Source organism: Flavobacterium sp., assembly GCF_031409475.1.
In the GTDB taxonomy this organism is placed as follows: domain Bacteria; phylum Bacteroidota; class Bacteroidia; order Flavobacteriales; family Flavobacteriaceae; genus Flavobacterium.
This window is the reverse complement of the sequence record NZ_JANNXH010000029.1, coordinates 56857-72089: the sequence shown is the minus strand read 5'-3', so window position 1 is coordinate 72089 and position 15233 is coordinate 56857. Positions and strand designations below refer to the sequence as shown.

General features: G+C 33.9%; 10 protein-coding genes. All 10 read right to left on the bottom strand.

What is annotated here, in order from left to right; genetic code table 11:
• Positions 1–93: 93 nt before the first annotated feature.
• The 10 genes from RMO53_RS05780 to RMO53_RS05735 all read right to left on the bottom strand — a co-directional run bounded on the left by RMO53_RS05780 (position 94) and on the right by RMO53_RS05735 (position 15228).
• Positions 94–1185 (bottom strand): AI-2E family transporter, encoded by a 1092-nt coding sequence (locus RMO53_RS05780; RefSeq protein WP_310378876.1) that lies wholly within the window; start codon positions 1183–1185, stop codon positions 94–96.
• Positions 1186–1263: 78 nt separating this feature from the next.
• Complete coding sequence (locus RMO53_RS05775) at positions 1264–1458, bottom strand: hypothetical protein (protein WP_310378875.1); 195 nt, start codon at positions 1456–1458, stop codon at positions 1264–1266.
• 334 nt (positions 1459–1792) lie between these two features.
• Positions 1793–2227, bottom strand: a complete 435-nt coding sequence (locus RMO53_RS05770; RefSeq protein WP_310378873.1) for a response regulator — start codon at positions 2225–2227, stop codon at positions 1793–1795.
• A complete protein-coding gene (locus RMO53_RS05765; RefSeq protein ID WP_310378871.1) occupies positions 2224–5532 on the bottom strand; it encodes a PAS domain S-box protein in 3309 nt (1102 codons plus the stop codon). Before RMO53_RS05765 ends, RMO53_RS05770 begins: the two co-directional genes overlap by 4 nt.
• Positions 5533–5574: 42 nt before the next feature.
• The gene (locus RMO53_RS05760) at positions 5575–6114 is read right to left on the bottom strand and encodes an AraC family transcriptional regulator (RefSeq protein WP_310379016.1); all 540 of its coding nucleotides are present in this window, start codon (positions 6112–6114) and stop codon (positions 5575–5577) included.
• A gap of 217 nt (positions 6115–6331) precedes the next feature.
• Positions 6332–7852 (bottom strand): sulfatase, encoded by a 1521-nt coding sequence (locus RMO53_RS05755; protein ID WP_310378870.1) that lies wholly within the window; start codon positions 7850–7852, stop codon positions 6332–6334.
• Between the two features lie 24 nt (positions 7853–7876).
• Positions 7877–8788: a family 16 glycosylhydrolase gene (locus RMO53_RS05750; RefSeq protein ID WP_310378867.1), complete on the bottom strand. Its 912-nt coding sequence runs from the start codon at positions 8786–8788 to the stop codon at positions 7877–7879.
• Between the two features lie 17 nt (positions 8789–8805).
• Positions 8806–11259, bottom strand: coding sequence for a beta-galactosidase GalB (gene galB, locus RMO53_RS05745; protein WP_310378865.1), 2454 nt, complete (start codon positions 11257–11259; stop codon positions 8806–8808).
• A 55-nt stretch (positions 11260–11314) separates the two neighbouring features.
• Positions 11315–13249, bottom strand: a complete 1935-nt coding sequence (locus RMO53_RS05740; protein WP_310378863.1) for a sialate O-acetylesterase — start codon at positions 13247–13249, stop codon at positions 11315–11317.
• A gap of 41 nt (positions 13250–13290) precedes the next feature.
• On the bottom strand, positions 13291–15228 hold the full coding sequence (locus RMO53_RS05735) for a sialate O-acetylesterase (protein ID WP_310378861.1): 1938 nt from the start codon (positions 15226–15228) through the stop codon (positions 13291–13293).
• Positions 15229–15233: the final 5 nt, after the last annotated feature.

Genomic DNA, 15233 nt, shown 5'->3' with positions numbered 1-15233 from the left:
ATTTTTTATTAAACTTGTTTTTATTAATTACACCAAACGGTTTTATTTAAGTATCACAAAAAAGGAAAATAGGATCTTTTTTTTTATTCCTGATTATTTTTTGTTCGAACTTAAAATATCCATTTTAAGTCTTCTTAACAACCCTTTTTCTGTTTTTTCTGATTCAGTTTCGCCAATCAAAAAACCATACGGTTTTAAAGTTTCAATATGGTCGCACATAATTTTAATAATAGCCGTAACCGGAATGGCGAGAACTACACCAGGAATTCCCCAAAGCAATTCGCCAAGAACAAGCGCGAAAATGGTAAATAATGGATTAATTTTGACTTGTGGTCCTAGAATTAACGGCTCTAAAATCCAACCCTGAATCATTTGAATTGCAATATAAACAAGAACAATACCACCCAGCATTGATAAATTTGCTCCATGTAATCCTGCAACTACAACAGTAATTAGGGTTCCCGTTATATTGCCTACATAAGGAACTATTTCGAGCAAACCACAAAGAATGGCGAAAAAAAGTGCGTTTTCGACCCCAATAACACTAAAACCAATGCCATACATTATCCATAAAAGCACAATCATTTTTGAAATTCCCAATAAGTATTGTTGTGATACATTAGCAGCACTATCAATTAACTGCTCCATTTCGTTGCGTTGTGAAGCCATGGTTTGTTTCAAAAAAAATATTTTAATGTGAACTCTATAATAGAGCAGAAAAAGAAAATAAACTAGTATCAGAATAAGATTAGTAAAGAAATAAGCAAGTGATCCTAACAACATCTGCATAATGTTAGTATAGGATGGTTGCTCATTCATAAGTATTTGGGATTGCTCTTTATAGGTTAAATCCAAATGGTTATAAATGTATATCTGAATTGCTTCAAAAGTCTGAATTGAAACTTTTTTTATTAAGACAAAATCATCTAAAAGAGCATAAATTTTCCAACCAAGAAGTACAAAAACACTTGTAATGAGCGATAGCAATGATAACAGACAAATAAAAACGGACAAACCCTTGGGAGTTTTCTTTTTTTCCATCCAATTGCAAAAAGGAAGAAAAAGGGTTGCCAAGATTCCCCCGATAAACAACGGCATCAAAAAAGTTTTGGCATAATACAGTCCTGCAAAAACAAGAAAGAGTAGGAGTAGTTTTTTGATTAACGATGTATTCGTTGTATTCATATTTTTTATTTTTTTTGATAGTAGCACATAGTATTTTTTTATGCAAAGCCTAAAATAGTTCTACAACAAAAATTTACTTTACGATTCGTCTATAGTAGAACGCACAAGACTAATGCCTGAACCAAAAAAGAGCATGCCAAGTACACCGTAAATGATAAGTTCTTTTACATCGTGAGTGCTACCCGTAGTGTTGGTAAATACTACAGCAGTATAAATAAGTCCACCAATTCCTAAGATTGTGAGCAATGCTCCAAAAATTCTTTTGATATTCATAATGTCTATTTTAAAGTGTTGTTGTTATAAATAATTAGTTTAATTAATATACAAAGTTGGTTTAATGGACCATAATATCTATTACACAATTTCTCAAAATAGTTATATCATTCACACATTTACCACAAAATTTGCTTTATAAATTTTTAGTAGTAAATCCTATAATAGCGTATTATTTTATCATTATAATGACAAATAGTTGGCTCGTTTTGTCAGTAAAATCTAAAGTAAAATAGTATGATTTCTAAAAAAAAATGTTGCAATTTCTATTTGAAATTGCAACATTTGACTATAGTAATCGATTGAAAAATGAAGTGGAATAAGACCAGAATGATTACATTCTGTCCATATACCAGCTCAATTCTTTTTCCATTTTTTTGTAGCTAAAAATGGTAGTAATAATTTTTTGTAAACGCATAAAAGCAGTTTCGCTTTTCACCACATAATCAAAAGCCCTATGATGCATACATTTAATTGCAACATCAATTTTGTCCTGTGACGACAGCATTATAACCGGAATATCTTGATTTTTAGCCTTAATTTTATCTAAGGTTTCTAGTCCATTCATAGCTGTTGTGTCAATACCATCAAGATGGTAATCCAAGACAATGATATCAGGATTGTGAGATAAATTTGCAATACAAAGTTCGCCAGTTGCATAGGTTTCTATGATGAAATCTGCGTGTTGCAGGAATTCTATTTCTAATGATTTTAGATACAAGGCATCATCATCAACCAAGAAAATTTTAATTTTGTTTTCGTCTTTCACGATAAGGTGTTTTTAATTATGTTATATTCTATTTCTAATTCTTCGCAAGCTTGCTCACAAATAACTTCTAACTCCAAAGCCATTTCATCGATTTCTTCTTTGAGTTGTTGCGAACCAGCATATTCTTGTAATTTTCGGGCTATGTCCTCAAACTCTGAACTGATTCCCATAATCGAGAAGGAAGGTATTATTTTATGCATTGATGCGTGCAATAAAACATAATCTTTATCGAGTAAACTTTGTTTCATTGCGATTATTAATGGTGGCGTTTGTGCTAAATAAAGTGAAATCATTTCCATCATTAATTGTGGGTTTGATTTAGTGCGATGATACAAATAATCCAAGTCTATACATTTTGCTTTTATATTTTCATCGGCATCAATTAATTGTTGTTTATTGAGTTTGTCAAGGGTAGGTTTTTTTACCAATCCTATTATTTTACTGTACAACAATCGTTCGTCAACTGGTTTTGCGATATAGTCATTCATTCCTACGGCTTTGCATTTTGCGACATCAACAGTGGTTACATCTGCAGTTAGAGCGATGATAGGAATTTTCGAATTCATAGTTTTCCTGATGTATTCTGTGGCTTCAAACCCATTCATTACGGGCATTTGCAAGTCCATCAATACAATATCATACGATTTGGCTTGTAGTTTTTTGATGGCTATTTGACCGTTTTCGGCGATGTCGCGTTCAAATCCAAAATCATCTAATAAGGTCTTCATCAACAACTGGTTTAGCGCCATATCCTCGACAACCAGAACTTTGATGTTTTTATTTTCAGGATCCAATTCTATTATTGCGGTATCAATTTCGGCTTCGGCATCAGTTTTTGGAAAATCCAAAATAAAACTAAAGCTAGAACCTTCGCCTACTTTGCTTTTTACAGTAATAATTCCGCCTTGTGGTTCTACTAATTGTTTTACTATGGCAAGACCTAATCCTGTTCCTCCGTATAATCTTGAGGTATTACTGGATGCTTGTTGAAAGTTTTCGAAAATGCCTCCTAATTTTTCTTCTGAAATTCCAATTCCGGTATCCAAAACTTCAAACTCAACTGTTGCTTTTTCTTCATCTTCTTTCAACAAGCGTACACTTACTGTAATCGTACCAATGGTTGTAAACTTTACTGCATTACTCACCAGATTCAAAATAATTTGATGCAAACGTACAGGATCACCAAGTAGTACTTCTGGGATGTTTTCGTCGTATTGGGTAACCAACTCCAGATTTTTTTCCTGAATTTTGGTTTCAAACACGTGCAACATTGCTTTTATGGATTGCTGTAATTTAAAGGGCACTTGTTCAAATATCATTTTTCCCGCATCTACTTTTGCTAAATCAAGAATGTCATTGATAAGAACGATTAAGGCATCGCCACTCATTTTTATGGCTGATAAATATTCTCTTTGTTTTGTCGATAAGTCTGTTTTCAAGACTACTTTTGTAAATCCAATTATGGCATTCATCGGAGTACGAATCTCGTGACTCATATTCGACAAAAATTGTTGTTTAGATTTTACAGCATCTACAGCAATTTTTGTGGCAGTTTCTGCTTTTGATTGTGCTTCTTCTGCTATAGCTGTTGCGAGTTCAGCAAACACTTTTGCTTCGGTCAATTCTTTTTCAATTCTTTTTTGATCTGTAACATCACGGGCCACAATTACAACTCCCATCACATTTTGATTTTCATCTTTATAAACCGAACCGTTGAATAAAACATCGGTCAATTTGCCGTATTTATGGCGAAGCGTGAGCGGTGAATCGGCTACTGAACCTTTGGCAAAAACTTCTTGATAGACTTCGCGAGCCATTTGTGGTTGAGTAAAATAATCAAAGAAATCTGAACCTATGAGTTTTTCACGATCTATTCCTGTAATATTTACCGTTGCTTGGTTCATATCCATAATTTTACCTTCAATATTTATGGTAACTAAAGGATCTAGGCTAGCTTCGATTAAACTCAAAGAATATTGCGAAGCTAGTTTTGAAGAAAAGTTTAGTGCTTCTAGTTCTTTGGTTTCAATTTCCCTTTTTGCCTTTTCTGTGTTTTGAAATAGAAGTTCTTTGTTTGCTATAACTAATTCAGCGGCACGTTTTTCTTTAACTTTATTTTGATATTCTAATTCTTCGTTAGCGATGATTAATTCTGCAGCTCGATTTTCTTTTTCTTGGTTTTGAAAAGCAAGTTCTTCATTGGCAATGATTAATTCTGCTGCTCGATTTTCCTTCTCTTCATTCTGAAAAGCGAGTTCTTTGTTGGCCATTCGTAAATCTAATGCCCATTTTTGTTCGGCAATATCTCTGGCGACAATTACAACTCCCAGAATAGTGCCGCTTTCATCTTTATAAACGGAGCCGTTAAACAAAACATTTGTTAATTTGCCTTCCTTGTGACGAAGAGTCAGCGGAGAATCAGCTACGGAACCTTTGGCAAAAACTTCTTGATATACTTCACGAGCCATTTGTGGTTCTGTGAAATAATCAAAGAAATCAGAACCAATAAGTTTTTCTCGATCTATTCCTGTAATATTTACCGTTGCCTGATTCATATCCATAATCTTGCCTTCGATACTGATAGTAACTAATGGATCTAGACTTGCTTCGATAAGACTTAGTGCATACTGTGAAGCTAATTTTTGATCCTCGGTGTGAGTCATTAATTCAGTATTCTTATCCTTCTGATTTTTTATGATAAGTATGATAAGAATAAAAATGACACCAAGAAATACCAGTAATAGCAAAAATACTAATTTTGAAAATTCATTGTTTTTTTCACTTTCAATTTTTCGAATCTTAAGTGTCCTAAATTCCTCCTTCTTGATGGAACTAATTGTATTTCTAATTTTATCACTAAGAATTTTACCTTCTATAATAACGGCTGATTTTTCAGAATTATTCAATAAAACAATATTCTTCGTTGTAATATATTTTTCTGTAAAAGTGAGTCTATCCGAAATCATTTTTTTTAATAAAGTGATTCTGATTTGTTGATTTGAATTGTCTTTTGTAAGTAACATCAACTCGAATAAATTTGTCCTAATTTTTTTTTTAGATTCCTTATAAGGTTTTAAAAAAATAGGGTTGCCTGACAATAAAAACCCTCTAAATCCAGTTTCAATATTAAGAGCATCTAATTGTACTTCATCACTCTTGCTAATTATATCTTGTGTATGGATCAATTTTTTGGTAGAAGTTAATTCTTTTTTAGAGTTGACATAGAAAATTGCCAAAACAGTGATCAACAGTAGAGCTGAGATGATATAAAAGAGTTTCGTTTTTTTTTCTAATATGAATGTCATAATGCTTTTGTAAAAATAAGTTTACACCAATTCGTATTGGATTTATAGATCCTCAATAGGGCTTCGTCTTTTGTCTTTGAGTTGTTTAAAATGGGAAGGCGAAAGTCCTGTAACCTTCTTGAACTGACTCGATAAATGCGCCACACTGCTGTAGCCCATTTTCCATGCGATTTCGGTAATATTGTGTTCTCCGTATATAATTAATTCTTTGATTCGCTCAATTTTATGGGAAATAATGAAGTGTTCAATAGTTGTTCCTTGTACTTCTGAAAATAAATTAGACAAATAGGTGTAATCGTGATTCATTTTTTCGCTTAAATAATTCGAAAAATTGACCTTGATGTTTTCATCGGTGTGATGCACCATTTGTATAATTATATTTTTAATTTTTTCGATCAGCATTGCTCTTTTATCATCCATTAATTCAAGACCTGAATGAAGTAAATTAGCTTTGAGGACTTCGCGTTGTACTGCAGTAATGTTTTCCATTATGTCCACTTCGCCAAGATCAACCACAATGAAATGCAATCCGAGTTTTCTTAATTCCTCTTTGACTGCCATTTTGCAGCGGTTGCTGACCATATATTTGATGTATAATTTCAAATTATTTTGTTTTTAAACTTACAATGTAAAAGTCAAGGAAATTCTATAGGAAATACTTACACAACTTTAGTAAAAAGTTATATAATTCACTGTTTTTTAATTTTGGTGTAAACCAAATCGTATTATTTAATAAAAAAATAGATGTGGGACGCTTCTTTTTTTTGAAAGTTACAAATAAATCAGGACAAAGTATGGTTTATTTGAAATCGCCACGATTCCAAGTTGGGTTGGGTTCTAGTGTTTTGGTATAACTTTTAGCAAGCCATTCATTCAGTAATTTTTTTAGTACTGCTGTTTTTTCAGGTAATGTTGCAACCAAATTTTTAGTTTCGCCAACATCTGATTTTAGATTGTAAAGTTCGTATTTATCTAATTCTAAATCGTGAATTAATTTAAAATCTCCCAATCGGATGGCACTTGCTGGGTTTCCTCCTTGATTGGCATAATGCGGATAATGCCAGAAAATTGGACGTTCTTTTGGCTCTTTTGCACCTTCTATTAATGGTTTTAAATTCATCCCGTCAATTACTGAAATAGTTGTTGAATTATTGGCGTAACCCATAATAGTTGGAAATATATCAACTCCAGAAACGGGTATATTCATCACATTTCCTTTTTTAGATTGTGGTGGTTTTATGATCAATGGAACTCTAATTCCGCCTTCATAGATCCATCCTTTTCCTTTTGCTAATGGCAGGTTCGATGTTGAGGAACCTTCTGCTGTAGATAATCCTCCGTTATCAGAAATAAAAACAATAAGTGTGTTGTCGTAAGTGCCTGTTAGTTTCAGATGATTGATAAGTCTTCCAACATTATCATCTAAAGCTTTTATCATGGCTGAATAAGTTGGATTTCCTTGTTTTATGCGTTCACGATAATTTTTTGAATTCCCAGATGCGGTTTCCATCCAAGGTAATGATTTTACAAACTCTTGGTCTTCTGTAATTCCTAATTTTTCTCTTTTTTGTTTAAAAATAGCAGTATCATCCTCTTTTGCTTGAAGTTTTGTATGTACTAAATAATAAGATAAACACATAAAAATCGGTTTGTCAGTATTTGATTTTAAAAGTGAAATGGCTTCATTAGTTAATCTTTCGGGCAAATATTCTCCCACTGGACCATCTTTGAGTCTCGGATTTCCATAAGGGGAGAAATAACCATTACTTCCTTTTGAATGTTGTGGTCCACCTGAACTCCAACCTCCAATGTTTACGTCATATCCTTGGTTTTCTGGCCAGAACGCTTCGGTTTCGCCGAGATGCCATTTTCCTAGAAATGCAGTGTTATAACCTTTTCCTTTTAAGGCTTCGGCAATAGTTATTTCGCTCAATTTCATATCATATTCGGTGTCAGGAACAACCCATCGGTCGTTGGGAGTTGCGCCTACATCTACTTTTCGCCCTTTTATCCAATCCGTAATACCCGTATTTACAGGATATTTTCCAGTTTGAAAACTAGCACGTGATGGCGAACATACAGGACAATTTGCATATCCATTTGTAAATCGTACCGAGTTGTTTGCTAATTGGTCAATATTTGGTGTTTCATAAAAACTACTTCCATAAACACCCAGATCTGTATAACCTAAATCGTCAGCGATGATAAAAATAACATTGGGTGAAGTCTCTTTTATCGCTGAAACTGTTTTTTTTTCAGCACAGGAATTAAGAAATAATAGGGTTAGAGCTCCAAAAATGATTTGATTTATTACTTTCATAGTCCTATTTTTATTGCTATTGATTTATTTATTTTCTTCTGTTTGATATACTCTCACATAATCAACATAGGCTTTTGCTACACCACCATTTTGAATGAATTCATTTTTACGTACATCGCCATCAACCCAATCACTTTTACCAAAACAACTACCAGAAAAATAAAGAAAATGGGCCACTTGGGGTATTAATTTTGGGTCTTTCATTTCTCTTACCACTTTTCCATCGTAATAAAATTTTAAATACTTTGGAGTCCATTCAAAACCAAATATATGATATTCTGTATCGTGGATATTTGGTATTTTTACCAATGCCCCATTTGATTTGTGAGCTGGTTTTGCATAGCCATCCCAATGTAGACCAAGAGAATACGCATCTAGTTTATTGCCTTCTACAATATCAATTTCAGCGCCATCGTTAGCGGTTCCTTCAGGTTCATTTAAATTTCGCATTCCATTTCCTTCGGGCATCATCCAAAAAGCCATTTGAAAGCCATTGGGTTTTACTAAGTGCATTCGGCTTTCCATAAATCCGTAACTTGGGGCATATTTACCTTTAGAATTAAACCTTCCAGCCATATAAGTAGTGTCGTTCATTTGAGATTTTCTGTAGTAAATATAAACATTTCCCTCTTTTTCCTCCACTTGGTTCTCATCAGCATAAAGCATTATGTCAACACGTTTTTTTTGAGTTTTTTCAACGGTCCATTTAGTGGTGTCGACTACATTATCATTGAATTCATCTGAAAATACGAGTTTCCACTTCTTGTTTTCCTCTTTTTTTGATGTTGAATCTAAAAGTGACAGCGGTATAGCGTTTTTAGGTGTTTCTGTATCTACAAAAGTATTTTTATTACTTACTAGAATCCCTTTTTTAGCTTTACATCCTGTGATTAAAACAGCAAAAAAAAGTGTGATTATTACAATTGATTTATTCATTTTTTTCTCTACGTTTTTTACTTTGAACTATTTTCGGTGGTAATTTTCACTTCTTGTGGAACTAATAATCCTCCAGAAACTTTCAATACTATTTCTCCTGATTGCATATCGGATTCTACAATTGCCACCATTTTTCCGTTAAAGGTTTGCATATATTTAGATACAAATGCCGTTTGATCTATTGGATCGCCGTTACAAATTGCTTTCAATTTACCTGCGCCTTTTACATCAAAAAATAATAAATTAGAGGCTTTTGGGCATAAATTTCCATTCTTATCTAGTATTTCAATCGTAACAAACGACAAATCCTTTCCGTCTGCTTTAATTTTATTTCTATCGGCAGTTAGCTTGATTGAATAGGTTTCGCCAGCAGTTCTAATTATTTTTTCATCAACCGCTTTATTATTCTTATCATAGGCTACTACTTTGATTTCTCCTGGTTCGTAAATCACATCATCCCACATCAATCGATAGCGAGTGTAGGTTGTAGAATTATTTTTTTGTCTCATTCCCATACTTTTTCCGTTTACAAATAATTCGGCTTTAGGATAATTAGTATAGCAATAAACCGGCACTTTTTGGTTGAGTCGTTCTGGCCAAGTCCAATGTGGAAGCACGTGAAATACAGGTTTGTCACTCCATTTGCTTTGGTATAAATAATAACGGTCTTTTGGGATTCCAGCTAAATCTACAATTCCAAAATAAGAGCTTTTTGCAGGAGTTCCTTCGTTGTAAGGTGACGGTTCTCCTAGGTAATCAAATCCTGTCCAAACAAATTCACCTGAAATAAATTCTAAATCGTCTTGATATTGAAACTCGAAATCTGGAGTCGTTGCCCAAGAGCAAGATTCTAAATCATAACTAGATAATTGATAATCGGTATGCCAAGCTTTTTTTGATTCTATAACAGGAAATTTATACACACCACGTGAACTTACTGTTGAAGCGGTTTCACTTCCATAGATCGTTAGATTGGGAAATTCAATGTGTTTTTTAAGATAATCCTGAGGTTTGTAGTTAAAACCAACTAAGTCAACCTCTGCAGCTAAACCATTTTTGATAGCTGCATTATGAACATTAAATCCTGCCGAAACGGGACGAGTAGGATCTAAATCGTGACTGATTTTGGTCAAGAAACGAGCTATTTTTGCACCTACTGGCATAGTTTGTTCCCTGATTTCGTTTCCAATACTCCACATCACCACAGAGGGATGGTTTCTATCTCTTTTTATCATTGCGGTTAAATCTTTTTCGGCCCATTCGTCAAAAAATTCACCGTATCCATTGGTGTTTTTACCGTTTTTCCACTCGTCAAAAGCTTCGACTTGCACCATAAGACCAATACTATCACATATTTTTAGTAATTCTAATGACGGTGGATTATGTGAAGTTCGAATGGCATTTACTCCCATTTCTTTCATTATTACTAATTGACGTTCGGTAGCGCGATAACTTACCGCTGCTCCTAATGGTCCTAAATCGTGATGCAAACAAACGCCTTTAAATTTTAGAGATTTTCCATTCAGGAAAAAGCCTTTGTCCTTGTCAAACCTTATGGTTCTGAAACCAAAGGTCGTTTTATATTCGTCTTTTTGAGTTTTACCAACAACTATTTTTGAAACTGCCGTATATAAATTTGGAGTATCAACACTCCATAAATTTGGGTTGCTTATTTTAATTGTTTGTTCTATTGTTGCATTTCCATCGGCTTTTTTATTCGTAGTCGCAGTTCCTACTTTTTTGCCTTTTGCATCATAAATTTCGGTAACCAAATTTAATGCTGTATCACCATCAATTTCTGTTTTAATAGTTACCTCTCCTTTTTTTTCTGTTACCACTGGAGTTGTGATGTAAGTTCCCCAATGCGCTACTCTTACTGGAGCAGTTTTTACCAATCTCACATTTCTATAAATTCCTGCTCCTGGATACCATCTGGAGGATTCTTCTTTATTTTCTAGACGTACTGATAAAATATTTTCTTTTCCAAACTGAAGGTATTTTGTCAATTCAAAAGTAAAGGAAGAATATCCATAAGGCCATTCGCCTAGATAAACCCCATTCAAATAGATTTTGGCACGGCTCATTGCACCATCAAATTCTACAAAAATGCGCTTGCCTTCATCTGTTTTTGAAACTGGCAACACCTTGCGATACCAACCAATTCCAAAACAAGGTAATGCACCTGTTCTTCCGGTTCTTAATTTTGCTCCTCTATCGCCATCTTCGATAACTTTTACTTCTTGCATATCGATTGTCATATCAAAAGGGCCAGTGATTGCCCAATCGTGCGGCACAGTTACGGTTTGCCAAGAGGAATCATCTATTTGATTTAAATTTGTCGTTGGAATCTCTTTATTGAGGAAACGCCATCCAGTGTCTAGCAATTGAACTTCTCTCGTTGTTGTTTTATCTTGAGCATTAGCTTGAAAAGCTAGGCTAAAAAAAAGTGCAATAATTATATTTTTTTTCATAATGTGGATAGATTTCATATTGTATGCGACTGTTTTAATTTGAATATTTTAATTATTACCAAGTATCTGTTCTAAATGGTGAAGCTGGCAAGCCTTCGGTATTATATAATTTTTTACCTTCTGGATTGTCTGCCCAAGCATAGCGAACTGCAACTGGATTCGGTATTTCGTTACTCCATATTATAATTTTACCATTTTGGATTTTGGCTTGAGCCCAAACAAATTTCTTGTCCTCGCCAGCAATTGCAAAATTAGTGTGTGTACCTTCGCCTTTAAATTGCAATGTACTTCCAAAGGCAGAAAACGACAAGGTGATTTTGTCTTTTTCAACTTGCATCGATTTATATTTTGGTCCAGAACAAATTACTTTAGAATCACTATAAACTAGATTTTGAGCAACGAATGCTAATCGGGTTCCAACTTCTTTCTTTTTATGGGGATGAATATCATTCCATTCGCCAACATCAATCGTAGTCGCCATTCCTGTATGTGGAACCAATAAAGTTTTGAGCTGAGATTCTCGTAACAAAGCCCAATTGCTCTCTGATGGTAGCTCTTGAGGTACCATAAAATTGGGTAATTGAACAAACAAAAATGGCATCGTAGGATGATTAAAAAGTGTTCTCCAATTGTTGATGAGTGCGGGTAAAACTTGAGCGTATTCTTTAGGTCTTCGGGCATTAGCTTCGCCTTGGTACCAGATTGTTCCTATAAAGGTATATTTTTTAAGGGGTTCAATCATGGCATTGTATAATCCTGTTGGTTTCAATTTGAAATTCACAATTTCGGGTAATTGGTCTAATTTTGCGCCTAATTTGTATTTCCAAATTCCTGACAAATCAATTTTTTCGTCTTTCCCGATTATTGCATAGTTTAGACCGGGCGTAAAACCACCATTATTTCGTTTATTGATGATTCTTACTGTGATGGTATTTTTGCCTTCTATAAAGGTATTGATTGGTAGTTTATATTTTCGAGTTTTATTACCGCCGTTTTCACTTCCTACAAATTTTCCGTTTACGTAGGTAGAATCAATTCCCATAATGCTTCCGAGTTCTAAAACCAATACTTGAGAAGCCATATTTTTTGAAACTTCAACTTCTTTTTTATACCAAACCGCACCGTTAATTTTAACTAAAGATGTTGTATTCCAATAGCTTGGTACTTTTGTTTCTATCCAATCTTTTGTATTAGTCGCATTTGAAATCCAGTTGTTTTTAGGTTTACTTCCCTCATCATTTTTTTGAAGTGTTGCGTCCCATTTGGCTTCTAGTTCTTTTTCTTTATTTTCAATTGATTTTAAATAATCAGGATTTTTTGTTAATTGAACTTCGTTATAACTGCTCGGAAAAGGTTTTAAAGCTTCCTCACTCATCCAACATTCTGCATAAGTACTACCTAAACTTGCATTTACTAATCCTATTGGTATTTGATATTTGGCATACAGTTCTTTTGCAAAAAAATAAGCTGTGGCCGAAAATTGAGTTACATTTTTTGGATTTGCTTGTTTCCATTCGCCACCACTCAAATCGGTTCTTGCTGCAATAAAATCAACTTCACGAGGAACTAAAAAAGTACGAATGTTCTTGTTTTCGGAATTGGCAATCTCATTTTCATACAAATTGCGCACTTCATTGACAGTCATTGCCATATTCGATTGCCCTGAGCAAAGCCAAACGTCGCCCATTAGAATATCTTTGATTTCAATAGTATTGCTTGCTTTTATTTTCATAACAAATGGTCCACCAGCTTTTTGACTTGGTAATTGCATTTCCCATTCGCCTTTATTATTTGCGGTAATTTTATATGTTTTATTTACAAAATCTAAAACAATTTTTTCGTTTGGTGCAGCCCAACCCCAAATTTTGATTTTCGTATCTCGCTGTAAAACCATTCCATCACTAATTAATTTTGGAAGTCTTACTTGTGTAAATGCATTAGTTGCTATTAGAAGCAAAACTATATGAACTAAACTTTTCACTGTTTTCATTTTTTATTTTTATATATCAAAAAATCAAGAAATTTATTTAACTACCAAGCATCAGTTCTAAATGGAGAAGCTGGTAAACCTTCAGGATTGAATAATAATTCGCCATCAGGATTGTCTGCCCATGCATATCGTACAGTTACTGGATTTGATATTTCATTACTCCAAACTGTAATTTTCCCGTTTTCTATTTTGGCTTGAGCCCATACAAATTTTTTATCCGCTCCTGCAATTGCAAAATTGGAATGTTTTCCTTCTCCTTTGAATTGTAATGCACTACCATAAGTTGAAAACGAAAGAATTATTTTGTTATTTTCGATTTGCATCGATTCGTATTTTGGCCCTGAATAAATTACTTTTGAATCGCCATAAACCAGATTTTGAGCAACCAAAGCTAAACGTGTTCCAACATCTTTCTTTTTATGAGGATGAATGTCGTTCCACTCACCAACATCAATTGTTGTTGCCATTCCTGTATCAGGCAATGACAATGTTTTTAATTGAGATTCCCGAAGTTCTGCCCAATTACTTTGTGTAGGATTCGGTTTTTCAGCGCCATAATTAGGCAATTGAACAAATAAAAAGGGCATTGAAGGTTTACTAAATAGCGTTCTCCAATCATTAATTAGTGCGGGCAAAAACTGACCATATTCCTTTGGTTTTCCTGCATTTCCTTCGCCTTGATACCAGATTGCACCTTTAACAGCATATTTTTTTAAGGGCTGAATCATAGAATTATGTAAAGCCGTGGGCTTCCATCTAATTGGTACAGGATTGGGTAACGCATCTAATTGAGTTCCTATTTTATATTTCCATGTTCCAGTTAAATCAATAGTTTCGTCTTTGTTACTAAGTGCATATTGATAGCCACCAACAAAACCACCGTTTCCTCTTTTTTTGACAACTCTAATGGTAATTGTATTTTTGCCTTCAAGAAATGTGTTGGCCGGAATTTGGTATTTTCGTTGTGACCATTGATCCTTTAAGTTGCCAACTAATTTTCCGTTTACATACGTAGAATCAGCTCCCATTATAGTTCCTAAATGTAAAAAAGAGACTTGTGATGCTATTTTTTTTGAAACCTCTATTTCTTTTTTGTACCAAACCACTCCACTAACTTTATCCAAAGGAGTGCCATTCCAAAAACCAGGTACTTTTGCTACTTGCCAGTCTTGGACTATGGTCGAATTAGAAGCCCAATTGCCTTTGGTTGCTATGCCTTCATCATTTATGAGTTGCATAGCATTCCATTTTTTTTCGAGTTCTATTTCCTTGTTTTCGATATTTTTTACAAACTCAGGATTTTTTAATGCTACAATTTCGTTGTAACTTGATGGAAACGGTTTCAAGTTTTTCTCACTTATCCAAGCATGAATAGGAGTTCCTCCGAAACTGGAATTAATCATCCCGATGGGGATTTTGTATTTTGCATAGAGTTCTTTTGCAAAAAAGTAAGCTGTTGCCGAAAATTGCTTCACATTTTTTGGATTAGCAGCTTTCCATGAACCACCACTTAAATCGGTTCTTTGAATATTGAATTCGTATTCCCTGGGAACTTCAAAATTTCGAATAAATTTATTTTCAGCATTTGCAATATCATTTTCGTACAAAGAACTTACAGCGCCAACCGTCATTGCCATATTAGATTGCCCAGAACAAAGCCAAACATCACCAACTAAAATATCATTTATTTCAAGGGTATTACTCGCGTTTATTTTCATTAAATAAGGTCCGCCAGCTTTTAAATTAGACAATTGTAATTCCCATTCGCCATTATTATTCGCCTTAATTTTATATTTTGAATTAATAAAATCTATAGCAATTTTTTCATTCGGTGCAGACCATCCCCAAATTTTAATTTTGGTGTCGCGCTGTAAAACCATTCCATTGCTAATTAACTTTGGAAGTTTTACTTGACAATACCCAGTAGTTGTAATTAGTAATGTAACTAAAAAAAGAAAATATGTTTTTACTTGTGTCATTATTG